Origin of the sequence: Nonomuraea sp. NPDC000554, assembly GCF_040300065.1 — a bacterium.
Lineage (GTDB): Bacteria > Actinomycetota > Actinomycetes > Streptosporangiales > Streptosporangiaceae > Nonomuraea.
The window spans coordinates 155,389-170,477 of the sequence record NZ_JBEPDC010000001.1; the positions used below are offsets into that span (position 1 = coordinate 155,389).

Sequence of the window (15,089 nt, forward strand, 5' to 3'; positions counted from 1 at the left end):
GGCGGTTGGCGCACGCGTCTCGCGTCGTGGGGCGTTCTGGTGCCTTGGCATCGAGGGGAATGAGCAGGACCGCTAGAGGCTGGCTCCTAGCCACAGAGTGAGGGCTGTGGTGGTTTCCTCGTGATCGGGGCGGTCCTTTTCGGCAAGGTCCGCGAGAGTCCAGGCGACTCTGATGACGCGGTCGAGACCTCGGGCGCTGAGGGAGCCGGAGTCGAGGCAGGCTGTCATCGGTTTCATGGCGGATTCCGGCGGGCGAAGCTCGGCGTGGAGGGTGGACGAGGGGATCTCGGCGTTCGTACGCCAGGGAGTGCTTGCCAGGCGATTCGCGGCTCGCTGGCGGGCTGCCAGGACTCGTTCCGCCACGGTCTTGCTGGGCTCCACGAACTGGCGGTCGGCCATGAGTTCACGCCTGGAAGAGCGGGCGACGGTGACCTTCATGTCGATGCGGTCGAGGAGAGGGCCTGAGAGCTTGCCGATGTAGCGTCGCTTGGCTGTGGGCGTGCACTGGCACGGTTCGCCCTTGCCCTGGGGTTGCGCGCAGGGGCATGGGTTGGCTGCGAGAACCAGCATGAACTTCGCCGGAAAGGTGACCGAACCGACCGATCTGGCGACCGTGACCCGGCCGGACTCCAGGGGCTGGCGGAGGGAGTCGAGGACGTGGCGCGGAAACTCGGGAGCCTCGTCCATGAAGAGCACGCCCCTGTGGGCCAGGGAGACGGCACCCGGGCGTACGACCGTGCTGCCACCGCCGATGATCGAGGCCGCTGTTGCGGTGTGGTGGGGGCTGACGAACGGGGGCCTGCTCATCATGGGGCAGTCGGGCGGCAGGACGCCTGCCACTGAATGGATGGCCGTCACTTCGAGAGCGTGGTCCAACTCGAGGTCGGGCAGGAGCGTGGGGAGCCGCTCGGCCAGCAGGGTCTTTCCCGTGCCGGGTGGGCCCAGCATCCAGAGATTGTGGCCGCCGGCGGCGCAGACCTCCAGTGCTCGGCGGGCCATGGGCTGGCCGACCACGTCCGCCAGATCGACGGCCGGGCGGGCGGACGGCTGGGGCGGATCCGGGAGGGCGCCGACACTCAGCTGAGGTGGGCTGTCTCCCCTGCGCAGCCACTCCACCAGCTGGCGTAGATCGGTGACGGGGACGACTCTGACATCCGGCACCAGGGCCGCTTCCGCCGAGTTCGCGGCCGGGACCACCACCGTGACGTCGCCGTGCTTCGCGGCGCCCAGCACCGAGGGAAGGATGCCGCGTACGGGTCGAAGCCGGCCGTCGAGGCCCAGCTCGCCCAGGAAGAACGGCTCGGCGATGCGCTCGGCGGGCACCACACCGGCGGCGCCGAGGACCGCCACGGCTATGGCCAGGTCGAACTGGCTGCCGCGCTTGGGGAGGCTGGCAGGGAAGAGGCTCACGGTGATGCGAGCGTCGGGCCAGGCGTAGCGGCTGTTGACCATGGCTGATCTGACGCGTTCGCGGGCCTCGCTCAGGGCCGTGTCGGGGAGGCCGATGAGATGAATGCCGGCCAGGCCGTTGCCGACATCCGCCTCCACCTCGACGCTGCGGCCTGTGACGCCGACCAGCGCCACGCTGCGGGTTCTGGCCACCGTCATCTAGATCGCCCCCCTGACGTGACGCAGGGCGAAGTCGCCGGCGAAGCGCTCCAAGGCGATCACGTCGACCCTGACGGTGGCGAAGGTGCGGGGCTGGCCGGCGAGCCACGTGGCGGCCAGCATGCGGAGCCTGGCCAGCTTGGCCGGACGTACCGACTCCAGGGCGGTGCCGTGGGATCTGCCGGACCGGGTCTTGACCTCCACGACGACCAGGTTGGGGCCGTCTTCGGCGATGATGTCGATCTCGCCGTGGCGACAGCGCCAGTTGCGCTCGATGATGTGCAAGCCCTCGGCTTCGAGATAGTCGACGGCCAGTTGCTCGCCGTGCTTGCCGAGTTCGTTCTTCGCGGACATGTGCCACCTCCCGCCGATGACGTTCGCCTATGCGGGGTGGACGTCTTGGGCCCGAACGGGATTCTGTGGATGACGGGTGCGCGGACGCAAAGATCTGTGGACGAGCGGGCACACGATCTGCGGGGTGACCTCGGGAGGAGCCGGCGGTGACAGCCCTCGGCGGGGTCCTACTTCGCCGCTCCGCCGCCGACCTGGCGCGCGTGCTGCGCTGGGGGATCAGCCGCACCCTGACCGCCCTGTGCCGCTCCACCCAGCGGACCCGGCAGACCCGGCCCGGCGGCGGTGATCAGCCGGGCCGACCCGGGCCAAGGCGAAGATCGCGGACGCGCGGATCCCGTACCTCACTCCCCGGCGCTCCAGCGCGCTGGCTTGCGGGAGCAAGCTGGGCCGGAACTCCAGACTCGTGCCGAATCCGCAGCCTGCTATCGGATCACCCGGTACGTCAGGTGGGTGACGAGGCTGGTGCCCGAGGGGACGCCGAGGGGTTGCAGGTTGATGTCCCCGACGTTGTCGAGCAGCCGCTCTCCGTTGCCGAGGATCACGGGCGCGACGTGCAGGCGCAGCTCGTCGATGAGCCCTGCCGCCAGGTACTGGTTCACCGTCTCGGCTCCGCCGGCGATGGCGACGTCGCGGTCGCCCGCGGCCTCGCGGGCCTGAGCCATGGCCGCCCCGATCCCGTCGGTGACGAAGGTGAACGTCGTGCCACCCTTCATCGTCACCTGCTCGCGCGGGTGGTGGGTGAGGACGAAGACCGGCGCGTGGTACGGCGGCTCGTCGCCCCACCAGCCGCTCCAGTCCAGGTCCCAGGTGCCGCGGCCGGGGCCGAACATGTTGCGGCCCATGATGAAGGCGCCGGCCGCGGTGATGCTCTCGATCACCGCGGCGTGCTGCTCGGGCTCATCGAACATCCACCGGTGCAGGCGCCCGCTCACGCCCTCGCCGAACGGGTTCTCGAGGCTCTGGTGCGGCCCTGCCACGAAGCCGTCGAGGGACATCGCCATGTCACAAGTGACCTTGCTCATCTCACTGCCTCCTGCGTTCCCGGCGCCCGTCTGACGCCGCCTTCACGAGGAGGTCGGAACCGTCCACCCGTTCTCTACATGCCGACCGGAATCCTCCCGATCACCAGAGCGGCTGCCAACCCCGCCGCAGCCCCGAAGAGCCCCCGTTCTCCTCGTTCGTGAGGGGCCGGGGACCCTCTGCTCTGCCCGGCGTGAGAGGGACAGTCACTGAACGGTGGCGGACGATGACACTCCAGGGACCGCGTCCGCCCCTGCAACGCTCCGGTGGCGGCAACGTGCATGCTCTCAAGACGCCGCGAACGGGCGGGATCCCGACGGCGTTCAAGCGTGAGGCGGCGTCCCGGCTGCGGAACGCGCCTCCTTCACGAGCGAGCCCCAGCGGCTACCCGGAGAAGCCCTCCTTCGGCATCTCCAGGTCGGCCTTGGCCAGTTCCTCCACGTTGACGTCCTTGAACGTGACCACGCGGACGTTCTTGACGAACCGCGCCGGCCGGTACATGTCCCACACCCAGGCGTCCTGCATCTTCACGTCGAAGAACACGTCGCCGTTCTCGGCGGTGCGGACGTCGAGGTCGACCGAGTTGGTCAGGTAGAACCGCCGCTCCGTCTCCACGACGTACGTGAACAGACCCACGACATCGCGGTATTCGCGGTAAAGCTGCAGCTCCATCTCGGTTTCATACTTTTCGAGATCTTCTGCGCTCATCGCGGTCCTCCTGTCGTACCGGTCCCCCGGTTAGCCTGCTCAGGCAACCCCGGCCCCCATTTCATTTTCACCCATCTCCCTGGCCACCGTGACGAAGGAGTACCGGTGGTGCGGGCACGGGCCGTGGGTCTCCAGTGCCAATCTGTGTCCTGGCGTCACATACCCCTTGTGATCGGCGAAGCCGTACGAGGGGTATTCCGCGTCGAGCGAAACCATCATCCGGTCCCTCGTCACCTTGGCCACGATCGACGCGGCGGCCACGCACGCCGCCACCTGGTCACCCTTCCACACGGCCAGCGACGGCGCCGGAAGGCCCGGCACCGGGAAGCCGTCCGTGAGGATGTACGCCGGGTGGCAGGACAGCCGCGCCACCGCCCGCCTCATTCCTGAGACGTTGCACCGGTGCAGGCCCCTGGCGTCGATCTCCTCCGGGGGGATCGTGACCACGCTCACGTACGCCGTGTCGACGATCCGGGCGTAGAGACGCTCGCGCACCGCTGGTGAGAGCAGCTTCGAGTCGCCCAGGCCGTCGATCTGCTTGCGCAGCACGACCGCCGCGACCACCAGGGGTCCGGCGCACGCGCCGCGGCCTGCCTCGTCCACGCCTGCGATCGGGGTGAGGCCGCGGCGGGCCAGCGCCCTCTCGTAGGCGTAGAGACCGGAATCGCGCCTGACGACGCTCGGTCGAGGGCGGAACGCAACTGTCATGACACAGGAAGGGTACGCCTCAATCGCCGCAAACCGCGACCGAAAGCCTGCCCTACTTGACCTTGTCGAAGGTCTCGGGCTTCTGGAAGATCAGCGCCCGCGACAGCGGCCAGTAGCGCACGACGGCCGTGCCGATCACCGCGTCTTCGGAGATGAAGCCGCCTCCCGGCTCCTGGACGTGGGAGCGCGAGTCGGCGGAGGCGCTGCGATGGTCGCCCATCAGCCAGAGCTTGCCCTGAGGGACCGTGTACGAGAAACGCTCCTTGGACGGGAAGTCGTCGGGGTACAGGTAGGACGACTCGTCGAGCGGCGTGCCGTTGACCGTGACCCGCTTCTTGGAGTCGCAGCAGGCCACCTTGTCGCCGCCGACGCCGATGACCCGCTTGATCGTGTCCTCGCCGTTCCAGCCCTTGAACACGATGATGTCGCCGCGCTCGGGCTTGCCCGCGAGCTTGTTGACGAACACCCGGTCGTTGATCAGCAGGGTGTTCTCCATCGATTCGGAAGGGATGTAGAACGATCCGACCACGAACGCCTGGAGCAGCAGCGCGATGCCGACGCCCAGCACGAGCAGTAAGACCGTCTCGCGGAAGCCGCCCTTTTTCTTCTTCTCCACCGCCTCCGCCTTCTTGGTGACGGCCATCAACGCTTCTTCCTGACCAGCCGCCGACGCAGCAGAACCAAGGGTACGGCTCCGGCGAATCCGGCGAGCATCGGGGTGGCGCCACCGAGCGCCAGCGCGGGCTGCGCGAACGTGTCGGGGATGGACAGCGTCGTCGCTCTGGAGAACGGCCACACGATGACGAACGCCCGGCCGACGACCTGGCCTTCGGGGATCGAGCCGCCACCTGGATCGCCCTGGTGCGAGCGCGAGTCGAGCGAGACGAGGCGGTGGTCGCCCATCACCCAGAGCCGCCCCTCCGGCACCTTGATGTCGAAGAACTTGTCGGACGGCACGTTGCCCGGATAAAGATAGCTTTGCTCGTCGATGGCCACACCGTTGACCGTGATGCGCCCTTGGGGATCGCAGCACTTCACGTGGTCGCCGCCCACGCCGATGACCCGCTTGATGTAGTCCTTCTCGCCGGGCACCACGCCGAACGCGGTGCCGACCCAGCGGAAGAACGCGGCGACCGGGTTGGACGGCTCCTCCATCTGGAACTCGCCATCCCACGAGTCGACTCCGGAGAACACCACCACGTCACCGCGCTCGATGTCGCGCGTGTGGTAGACGAGCTTGTTCACCAGAACCCGGTCGTTCTTCAGGAGAGTGTTCTCCATCGACTCGGACGGGATGTAGAAGGCCTGGATCACGAAGGTCTTGATGATCAGGGCCAGCACCAGCGCCACGACGACGAGGACGGGCAGTTCCTTCCAGAACGACCCTTTCTTGTCCTTCTTTTCGTCCTTCGCTGGCTTTTGAGTCTCTTCGGCGACCACGTCCACCTCGTCCTCGACAGGGCGGCGCGGCGCGCCGGGCTCCTGGCTTTCGTTAGTCATCGCTGACGAGCCTAGATGATGCTTCGGCTCGACAAGCCTCGACCGACGTTACACCCGCGCACGAGTCGCTCCACATAAAGGAAACTCACCGCAAAGCCGAATGGCCCGCGAACCACGCGGGCCATTCGGAAAGGTCTGGGCTACTTGGCGGGCGTGGCTTCGCGCTTCTCGCGGATGCGAGCGGCCTTGCCGCGCAGGTCGCGCATGTAGTAGAGCTTGGCGCGGCGCACGTCGCCGCGGGTCACGAGCACGATCTTCTCGATGACCGGGCTGTGCACGGGGAAGGTCCGCTCGACGCCGACGCTGTAGCTGACCTTGCGGACCGTGAAGGTCTCGCGGGCGCCGCTGCCCTGCCGGCGCAGCACAAAGCCCTTGAAGACCTGGACGCGGGAGCGGTTACCTTCGACGACTCGGACGTGAACCTCGAGCGTGTCACCCGGACGGAAGTCGGGGACGTCGCTGCGCAGGGTCGACTTCTCGAGCTCCTGGATCTTCGTGTGCATGAGAGCTGTTCCTCAAGTCCTCGCGAGCACGCGGAGGTCCACCCGGCGAGAGCTCGCGGCGGACGCGCCTGCTGATTGATGAACCCGGGATCATTCCCGGGCATGACGGACCAACCGCATGGCAGTTGGCAGCGCTTCAGTTTGCCATATCTTCCGGCCCGACGCGAAACGACAGCTCTTCGAGCAGCCTGCGATCGTGCTTGTCGAGCGTCGCCGGATCGATCGCCGCCGCCAGCTCGGGACGGTTCGCGACAGTGCGGCGCAGCGCCTGGTCACGCCGCCACCTGGCCACGTTCCCGTGATGCCCGGACAGCAGCACCGGGGGCACCTCACGCCCCCGCCAGACGGGCGGTTTGGTGTAGACGGGGCCTTCGAGCAGGTTCCGCATGGCTCCGGGCGCGAAGGAGTCGTCGACGACCGAGTGGACGTTGCCGAGCACCCCCGGCAGCAGCCTGCCGACGGCCTCGACCATCACCAGCACCGCCACCTCTCCCCCGGCCAGGACGTAGTCGCCGATGCTGACCTCGTCGACGCGCAGGCGGGCGCCGTACTCGGCCATGACGCGCGAGTCGATGCCCTCGTACCGGCCGCACGCGAACAGCAGCCACGGCTCGGCCGCCAGTTCCTGGGCGAGCTCCTGCGTGAACGGCCTGCCGCTCGGCGTCGGGACGATCATCCGCGGCGAGCCGCCCTCGATGACCGTGTCGATGGCCTCACCCCACACCTCGGGCTTCATGACCATGCCGGGGCCGCCGCCGTACGGGGTGTCGTCGACGGTCTTGTGCACGTCGTGCGCCCAGTCGCGGAGCTGGTGCACCCGCACGTCGAGGATGCCGCGCTCGCGCGCCTTGCCGATCAGCGAGACGTCGAGCGGGGTGAAGTACTCGGGGAAGATCGAGATGATGTCGAGCCGCATCGTGCCCTCCGGCCCACCCGTCACAGCAGGCCCTCTGGCGGATCGACCACCAGGCGCCCCGCCTCCAGGTCGACCTCGGGCACCAGGGCCCTGACGAACGGGATGAGCGCCTCGTCGCGCCCGCTCCGCCGTACCACCAGCAGATCCTGACCGTGGTGCAGGACGTCGGTGACCTCGCCGACCTGCTCGCCGGACGTGGTCACGACCGCGAGCCCGATGAGCTGGTGGTCGTGGAACTCGTCGGGATCGTCGGACGGCCGCACGTCCGCGGAGTCGATGACCAGCATCGTGCCGCGCAGTTCCTCCGCCACGTTGCGGTCGGCGACCCCCTGGAAGGTGACCAGGAGCGTGCCCTTGTGCCAGCGGCAGCTCTCGATGACGAGCGGCCCCCTGTCGGCGGGGTCGGTGACGATCGACGCGCCGACGGCGAAGCGCAGCTCTGGATCGTCGGTGCGCACCTCGACGGTCACGTCACCGCGTACGCCGTGCGGGCGGCCTATCCGGCCGACGACCAACTGCACGTGAAACCTACCTCTTCTTACGCGAGCGCCCTCATCGGAGGAAACCGATGAGGGCGCACAAACCTGACGCTAACGGACTGCTTCGTGCAGGTCGAGGAGATCGACCCGGACGAACTTCCCGTCGGCCAGGGCGTTCACGACCGTGCGCAGCGCCTTGGCGGTGCGCCCGCCGCGTCCGATGACCTTGCCCAGGTCCTCGGGGTGCACCCGGACCTCCAGGACGCGCCCGCTGCGAATGCGGCGTGCGCGGACCCGGACATCGTCGGGATGTTCGACGATGCCCTTCACGAGGTGCTCGAGGGCCTCCTCGAGCACCTCAGCCCTCGCCCTCGGTCGGGGTCTCGGCGGGGGCCTCAGCCTCGTCCTTCTTCTTGGCCTTCTTCGGCGTGGTGGCGGCCGTGCCGGTGTCGCCACCGGACAGCGCCTCCTTGGCCGCGGCCTCGTAGAGAGCGTGACGGTCGGCCGCCGGCTCGGCGACCTTCATCGGCGCGGGGGCGGGCTCGCCCTTGAACTTCTGCCAGTCGCCGGTCAACTTGAGCAGCTTGAGAACCGGCTCGGTCGGCTGCGCGCCGACACCCAGCCAGTAGGCAGCGCGCTCGGCGTTGACCTCGATGCGCGAAGGGTTGTCCTTCGGGTGGTACAGGCCGATCTCCTCGATCGCCCGGCCGTCACGCTTGGTGCGGCTGTCGGCGACGACGATTCGGTACTGAGCGTTGCGGATCATGCCGAGCCGCTTGAGCTTGATCTTGACTGCCACGGGTGTGGTCTCTCCTGCATTCGAGCGTGGGCGAACGGCACCGCATCGAGTGGGGCACGATGGGGTGGCGTTCAAGGGACAGGCACAACTGGCGGGAGGTGAGAGGGCACCCGCCTGGTCGCGATGTTCCAACATGTCATTGTGCCAGATCCACGGCACTGCCTACGCCTGGAAGGCACATGCCGACGCAAAGGGTCGGCAAGCGTCGCGTGTCGTCCCGCCGTCAGGTCCGGCGCGGAGCCGCCTTGATCAGCAGCGCGCCGACGATGAGGTAGGCGGAGGACGGCCGGGCGAGCGGAGCGGCTCGCCCGGGTTGGGTTACTTCTGGCCGGGGAGGCGCAGCTTGCTCGGGTCGAAGCCGGGCGGGAGCTCCATGCCCGGCGGGAGCTTGCCGCCCAGGTTGCCCAGCACTCCGCCCTGCGTGGGCGCCGCGGGAGCCTCTCCCGAGGACGAGGACGACTTCTCGAGCGCCGCCTTACGCGGGTCGCCGCTGACGCGACGCCCCTTCTTCGTCTTCTTCTGCGCCTTGGCCGCCTTGCCCCGGCCGCCGCCCGGCATGCCGGGGATGCCCATCCCGCCGGCCATGCGCTTCATCATCTTCTGCGCGTCGAAGAAGCGGGTGACGAGGTTGTTCACGGCGGTCACCGTGACGCCGGAACCGGCCGCGATCCGCGCGCGGCGGGAGCCGTTGATGATCTTCGGGTCCTGCCGCTCCGCAGGGGTCATCGACCGGATGATGGCGGCGATGCGGTCGAGGTCGCGGTCGTCGATGGAGTTGAGCTGGTCGCGCATCTGCCCCATGCCGGGCATCATGCCGAGCAGGTTCTTGATCGGCCCCATCTTCTGGACCATCATCATCTGCTCGAGGAAGTCTTCGAGCGTGAAGCTCTCGCCCGAGGTCAGCTTGCCCGCCATCTTGGCGGCCTGTTCCTCGTCGAACGTCTTCTGCGCCTGCTCGATCAGGGTGAGGATGTCACCCATGTCGAGGATGCGGGAGGCCATCCGGTCGGGGTGGAAGGCGTCGAAGTCTTCCAGCTTCTCACCGGTGGAGGCGAACATGATCGGCTTGCCGGTGATGTGCCTGACCGACAGCGCGGCGCCGCCCCGGGCGTCGCCGTCGAGCTTGGTGAGGACGACGCCGTCGAAGCCGACGCCGTCCATGAACGCCTGCGCGGTGGTGACGGCGTCCTGGCCGATCATGGCGTCGACCACGAACAGGACCTCGTCGGGACGCACGACGTCGCGGATGTCGGCGGCCTGCCGCATCATCTCCTGGTCGATGCCCAGGCGGCCGGCGGTGTCGATGATGACGATGTCGTGCTGCTGCCGCTTGGCCTCGTCGATCGACTGGCGGGCGACCGCGATCGGGTCGCCGGAGCCGTTGCCGGCCTCGGGAGCGTACACGGCGACCTGCGCCCGCTCGCCCACGACCTGGAGCTGCTGCACGGCGTTGGGCCGCTGCAGGTCGGCGGCGACCAGCATGGGCGCGTGGCCCTGCTCGCGCAGCCACCTGGCGAGCTTGCCCGCCAGGGTGGTCTTACCGGCGCCCTGAAGACCGGCGAGCATGATGACGGTCGGCGGCGTCTTGGCGTAGCGGAGCCTGCGGGTCTCACCGCCGAGGATCTCGATCAGCTCGTCATTGACGATCTTGACGACCTGCTGCGCCGGGTTGAGCGCCTGGGAGACCTCGGAGCCGCGGGCGCGCTCCTTGACACGGGCGACGAACGCCTTCACCACCGGGAGCGCGACATCGGCCTCGAGCAGCGCGATGCGGATCTCGCGGGTGGTCGCGTCGATGTCGGCGTCGGACAGCCGACCCTTGGAACGGAGGGAGGAGAAGACCGATGTCAGCCGGTCGGAAAGGGTCTCGAACACGTGGTTGGCCAGTCCTCGAAGCGAAAGTGGGTCTGGACTCAGCCTAGCCGCTCTGTTAGCCGCTCCAGCCTGGCACGGCCATCCGGACTGTCAGCGCGTGCTCGACGAGATTGATCAGGGCGCTCTTGACGGAGTCCTTGGACCGGGCGTCCAGTCGGATCAGCGGGATGTGCGGCGCCAACGTGAGAGCGTCGCGCACCTCCGCGTCACTGTGCCCGTACTGGCCGTCCCAGCCGTTCACGCCCACGATGAAGGGCAGCTGGGCCTCTTCGAAGTAGTCGATGGCGGGGAAGCTGTCGGCCAGACGACGGGTGTCGACCAGGACGACCGCGCCGATGGCGCCGCGTACCAGGTCGTCCCACATGAACCAGAACCGGTGCTGTCCGGGCGTGCCGAACAGGTACAGGATCAGGTCACGGTCGAGTGAGACCCGCCCGAAGTCCATGGCCACGGTGGTGGTGGACTTCAGCGGCGTCATGCCGAGGTCGTCGATCCCGGCGGAGGCGTCCGTCATGACGGCTTCGGTGGTCAGCGGCATGATCTCCGACACCGCACCGACGAACGTCGTCTTGCCCACCCCGAAACCGCCGGCCACCACGATCTTGGTCGAGGTGAGGCCGGGGCTAGAGCCTGCGAAGTCCACTGAGCACCCTTTCGAGCAGGTTGACGTCTGGCCTTCCGGCATCCAGCTCCGGCTGATGCACGCGTACCAGACCTTCGGCCGCCATGTCGGCGATCAGCACGCGCACCACACCGAGCGGGATCCGGAGCAGGGCCGACACCTCGGCCACCGACCGGACCTGCCGGCACAGCTGGCTGATCGCCTGATACTCCGGCGTGATATGGGAGAACTCCCGGTACTCGGCCGTCGCGGACGATACCAAGGCCTCCATGGCCAGCTTGACCCGCGGCGCGGTCCGTCCCCCCGTCACTGCGTAGGGACGGACCGGCGACGCGGGATCAGAATGCAGCTGCGGCTGGGGCTGGGGTTCCCAACCGCCGCTGTTCCACCTGGGGTCCGTCACCTACATCACCTGGTCTGGCTTGCGCGCAACTCTGCGCGCACCGCCGGAGTGAGCACCTGTCCGGCGCGATCCACCATGAGCGTCATCTGGTACGCCACCAGCCCCATGTCGCAGTCGGGTGCGGCCAGAACGGCCAGGCAGGAGCCGTCACTGATCGACATGATCAGCATCAGCCCCCGCTGCATCTCGACGATGGTCTGGTTGACAGCGCCACCCTCGAAGACCCTGGCCGCTCCCTGCGTCAGGCTCACGAGCCCGGACGCGATGGCCGCCAGCTGATCCGCCCGGTCGGGGGGAAACCCCGACGAGGCGGCCAGCGGAAGGCCGTCGGATGACACGACGACCGCGTGGGCGACTCCTGGAACGGTGCTGACGAAGTCGGTGATCAGCCAGTCGACTCCGCGTGCCGCGTGGCTCAGGTCGTTCATACGCCCTCCTCCCTGCTATCGATGGGTCTCGGGCCGTTGGTGTTCGCCCTGCCCTCACTGATGTCTTCGCGTGCCGCTCTGAAGCCCTGCTGGAAGCTGGACAGGCGGCTGCGTACCTGGTCGGGTGAGACCGACGGCATCGGCGTGACGCCCTTCGGCGCCGAGGCAGTGTCCGCGGAGCCTGGCACGAGGTTCGCCTTGGGCACCCGTTTGGGCAGCCCGGCGGCGGTCGAACCGTCGCGCACCGGCTCGATCACAGCTTCCGCGGCGTGCCAGCCGACGTCGGCCTGGGACGAGCCCCAGTCGGCGGCGTTGTCGCTGTGCTCGAACCAGGCCGACTCCACCGAGGCGAAGATCGGCAGGAACTCGTCACCGGCCGACGGCGGGGTCACCGCCGGAATGGGGCCGGTGGCCGCCGCCTCCGTCTCCGGGAAGTCGAACTGCTGCCGGGGCGGCGGGCTCGTCTCCATCCGGTCGGCGAAGCTGCTCCAGTTCGGCGGCGGCTCGGCGGTGGGACGCTTGGGCAGGCCGTTGTCGCCCGTGCCCCGCGACGGCACCCAGACGTCGGCGGTGTCGTAACCGCCGCTGCGTGCGCCCGGCTCGGAGGGCCAGCCGTTGACCTCGGACGGCCACTGGGGCATCGACGGCCAGGCGTTGGCCGGCTGCGGATTGGACGGGTACGACGGGTGTCCGGGACCCATCTGGTAGCCGCCCCCCTGCCACTGCGGCGCGGGAGGCGCGGGGGGCGCCGGAGGCGCGGGCATCGCGGGGGCCGCGTAGGTCTCCTCGCGCGCGCCGCCGCCCGGCGAGCCGGCGTAGGAGGGGGGCGCCTGGTTGCCGAGCAGCGCCTCGGGCAGCAGCACCATGGCGGTGAGCCCTCCGGAACCGTGCGGGCGCAGCTGGACGCGGACGCCGTGCCGGTGCGCCAGCCTCGCGACCACGAACAGGCCCATGCGGCGCGAGACCGAGACGTCGACGGTCGGGGCGTCCGTGAGCCGCTCGTTGGCCTGGGTCAGCTCCTCGCCGGTCATGCCGATGCCGGCGTCGGTGATCGACAGCATGACGCCGCCGCCGTCGATCCTGCTGCCGGAGACCGTCACCCGGGTCTCGCGCGGCGAGAACGACAGCGCGTTCTCGACCAGCTCGGCGATCAGGTGGATGACGTCGTTGACGGCCTGCCCGGCGACGGACACCCCGTCGGGCACCTGTAGGACGACCCGCTCGTAGTTCTCGACCTCCGACAGCGAGGCGCGGGCCACGTCGACCAGCTTGACCGGCTGGCTCCAGCGGCGTGGCGGGTCCTGTCCGGCGAGGACCAGCAGGTTCTCGCTGTTGCGGCGCATGCGGGTGGCCAGGTGGTCGAGCTTGAACAGGTTCGCGAGCCGGCTCTCGTCCTGCTCGCCCTGTTCCAGGCCGTCGATGAGGGTGATCTGCCGCTCGACCAGGGTCTGGCTTCTGCGGGACAGGTTGACGAACATCGCGTTGACGTTGCTGCGGAGCCTGGACTCCTCGCCTGCCAGCCGGACGGCCTCGCGGTGCACCTCGTCGAAGGCCCGGGCGACTTCACCGATCTCGTCGACGGACGCGACGCCGATCGGCTCGACCTCCGGCAGGGCGGTCGACTCGGACTCGCGCAGCTGCTGGACCGTCTCCGGCAGGCGGCGGCCCGCGATGAACAGCGCCTCCCTGCGCAGCCTGCGCAGCGGGCCGCTCAGCGAGCGCGCCATGAGCGTGGTGACGACCAGCACGAGGATGAGCAGGATCGCGATCGCGATCGCGATGATCCACGCGCTCTGCTGCTCCGCGCCCTGCAGGGTGCGGCTGCGCAGCAGGATCGAGTCGGCGACCTGCTGCTCGACCTTGCGCATGCCGTCGATGGTCTTGCTGACGGCGTCGAACCACGCCTTGCCGTCGCGCTCGACCCCGAGGTTCCTGTCGGCCAGCGGCCGGCCGGAGTCCTGCAGGAACAGCGCGCGGGCCTGGATCAGCTCGGCCTGGTCGACGGCCTGGCCGCTGACGATGTCGTCGTACGCCTGGCGCAGGTTCAGCGGGACCTGGGCCCGGAAGGTGGCCAGCTCGCTGTTGCGCTGGGCGCGGGCGGCGATGAAGGCGTCGAGCTCTTCCTTGCCGAACTGCCTGGCGGCCAGCGCGGCGACGAGGAGCGCGCGCTGGCGGGAGACGTACTGTTTGGCCCTGGACAGCGCGGCGAAGCCGGAGACGCTGTCGGCCAGTTCCTTGTCGACGGCACCTTGGTCGATGCTGTCGTTGAGTGCGATGAAGTCGGAGATGCTCCGGTCGTAGAGCTCGATCACGGAGCCGACGTTCAGCTGGGAGTCGACCGCGGTCTTGCGGGACTGCTCGAGTTCGTCGAAGCGGTTCTTGATGCGAACGGCCTGCGCGCGCTGGGGGCTGTCGGAGCCGGCGAGGGCGTCGATGCCGCCGCGCACGTCGTCGACGAGCTTGTTGACCACGCTGTACTGGGCGGTGACGTCGGCCTGGCCGGATTCCCTGCGCCCTTGCGCGACGAAGCTGGCGGTGAGGTCGCGTTCCAGTTCGACCTCATGGGCGAGCGCGGTGAGCTTGCTGGCCAGGATCGCGGTGTCGTTGACCCGCTCGTACTCGCTGGCGCTGCTGATCGAGGTCGCGACGCGGAAGCCGCCGAGGACCAGGGCCGCCAGGGTGGGAATGACGACCAGTACCAGCAGCTTCGAGCGCACCCGCCAGTTACGAAGCGCGAAACCACCCGTCTTCTTCGCACGCCCGGCCCGTGCCGCGGCCTTGGACTTGACGTGAAGCGCCACGGGGGCGGACGCCTCAGCCGTTAAGCCGGGATCCCCGCCTGCTGGGGGGAATGCGTTCCTCACTGGCCTCCGCAACCTCTCCTCGACTGGTCTGGTGCAAGAGGATCACGTCATGCATGTTTTGCCGTGTGACGCCGACGCACCCATGGGGCGAGAGCTTATTTGAGCACAACAGCAGGAGATCGGCCAATACCGCATAAGTCGCAGCCGATCCGTATCCATACATATAGGGACAAATCCGACATTACCACTCGGCTCTGGTAGAGGCCGATATCTCACCTCCTAAACCAGGACATATCGCCCAGATGCTCACCTTGATCACCTTTTCCTGATATATATTGTTTAATTTCCAGAATCGGGGGGCC

General features: G+C 68.5%; 17 protein-coding genes. All 17 read right to left on the bottom strand.

Annotated elements, in window-relative coordinates; genetic code table 11:
- Nucleotides 1-72: 72 nt before the first annotated feature.
- On the bottom strand, nt 73-1,608 hold the full coding sequence (locus tag ABT294_RS00920) for a YifB family Mg chelatase-like AAA ATPase (protein WP_350802600.1): 1,536 nt from the start codon (nt 1,606-1,608) through the stop codon (nt 73-75).
- A complete protein-coding gene (locus ABT294_RS00925) occupies nt 1,609-1,962 on the bottom strand; it encodes a YraN family protein (protein ID WP_350802601.1) in 354 nt (117 codons plus the stop codon).
- Nucleotides 1,963-2,384: 422 nt separating this feature from the next.
- The gene (locus ABT294_RS00930; protein ID WP_350802602.1) at nt 2,385-2,984 is read right to left on the bottom strand and encodes a dihydrofolate reductase family protein; all 600 of its coding nucleotides are present in this window, start codon (nt 2,982-2,984) and stop codon (nt 2,385-2,387) included.
- 382 nt (nt 2,985-3,366) lie between these two features.
- The gene (locus tag ABT294_RS00935; RefSeq protein WP_026215037.1) at nt 3,367-3,690 is read right to left on the bottom strand and encodes a DUF2469 domain-containing protein; all 324 of its coding nucleotides are present in this window, start codon (nt 3,688-3,690) and stop codon (nt 3,367-3,369) included.
- Nucleotides 3,691-3,729: 39 nt separating this feature from the next.
- Nucleotides 3,730-4,398, bottom strand: a complete 669-nt coding sequence (locus ABT294_RS00940) for a ribonuclease HII (protein ID WP_350802604.1) — start codon at nt 4,396-4,398, stop codon at nt 3,730-3,732.
- A 52-nt stretch (nt 4,399-4,450) separates the two neighbouring features.
- Nucleotides 4,451-5,041, bottom strand: a complete 591-nt coding sequence (gene lepB, locus ABT294_RS00945; RefSeq protein ID WP_350802605.1) for a signal peptidase I — start codon at nt 5,039-5,041, stop codon at nt 4,451-4,453.
- Complete coding sequence (lepB, locus tag ABT294_RS00950; RefSeq protein ID WP_350802606.1) at nt 5,041-5,898, bottom strand: signal peptidase I; 858 nt, start codon at nt 5,896-5,898, stop codon at nt 5,041-5,043. Before lepB (ABT294_RS00950) ends, lepB (ABT294_RS00945) begins: the two co-directional genes overlap by 1 nt.
- A 140-nt stretch (nt 5,899-6,038) precedes the next feature.
- A complete protein-coding gene (gene rplS / locus ABT294_RS00955) occupies nt 6,039-6,401 on the bottom strand; it encodes a 50S ribosomal protein L19 (protein WP_350802607.1) in 363 nt (120 codons plus the stop codon).
- Between the two features lie 136 nt (nt 6,402-6,537).
- Nucleotides 6,538-7,317 (bottom strand): tRNA (guanosine(37)-N1)-methyltransferase TrmD, encoded by a 780-nt coding sequence (gene trmD / locus ABT294_RS00960; RefSeq protein WP_350802608.1) that lies wholly within the window; start codon nt 7,315-7,317, stop codon nt 6,538-6,540.
- Between the two features lie 20 nt (nt 7,318-7,337).
- Nucleotides 7,338-7,838: a ribosome maturation factor RimM gene (gene rimM / locus ABT294_RS00965; protein ID WP_350802610.1), complete on the bottom strand. Its 501-nt coding sequence runs from the start codon at nt 7,836-7,838 to the stop codon at nt 7,338-7,340.
- 69 nt (nt 7,839-7,907) lie between these two features.
- Nucleotides 7,908-8,153, bottom strand: a complete 246-nt coding sequence (locus tag ABT294_RS00970; protein ID WP_214326199.1) for an RNA-binding protein — start codon at nt 8,151-8,153, stop codon at nt 7,908-7,910.
- A gap of 1 nt (nt 8,154) precedes the next feature.
- Nucleotides 8,155-8,595, bottom strand: coding sequence for a 30S ribosomal protein S16 (gene rpsP / locus ABT294_RS00975; RefSeq protein WP_350802611.1), 441 nt, complete (start codon nt 8,593-8,595; stop codon nt 8,155-8,157).
- A 318-nt stretch (nt 8,596-8,913) separates the two neighbouring features.
- Nucleotides 8,914-10,470: a signal recognition particle protein gene (gene ffh / locus ABT294_RS00980; RefSeq protein ID WP_350802615.1), complete on the bottom strand. Its 1,557-nt coding sequence runs from the start codon at nt 10,468-10,470 to the stop codon at nt 8,914-8,916.
- A 55-nt stretch (nt 10,471-10,525) separates the two neighbouring features.
- Complete coding sequence (locus ABT294_RS00985; RefSeq protein WP_350802617.1) at nt 10,526-11,113, bottom strand: GTP-binding protein; 588 nt, start codon at nt 11,111-11,113, stop codon at nt 10,526-10,528.
- Nucleotides 11,094-11,441 carry a DUF742 domain-containing protein gene (locus ABT294_RS00990; RefSeq protein ID WP_350803327.1) on the bottom strand — a complete coding sequence of 116 codons (348 nt, stop codon included), beginning with the start codon at nt 11,439-11,441 and terminating at the stop codon, nt 11,094-11,096. Before ABT294_RS00990 ends, ABT294_RS00985 begins: the two co-directional genes overlap by 20 nt.
- Before the next feature lie 59 nt (nt 11,442-11,500).
- Entirely contained in the window at nt 11,501-11,923 is a 423-nt protein-coding gene (locus ABT294_RS00995) for a roadblock/LC7 domain-containing protein (RefSeq protein ID WP_350802619.1), read from the bottom strand.
- Nucleotides 11,920-14,724, bottom strand: a complete 2,805-nt coding sequence (locus ABT294_RS01000) for a nitrate- and nitrite sensing domain-containing protein (RefSeq protein ID WP_350802620.1) — start codon at nt 14,722-14,724, stop codon at nt 11,920-11,922. The genes ABT294_RS00995 and ABT294_RS01000 overlap by 4 nt, the downstream gene beginning before the upstream one ends.
- Nucleotides 14,725-15,089 lie beyond the last annotated feature (365 nt).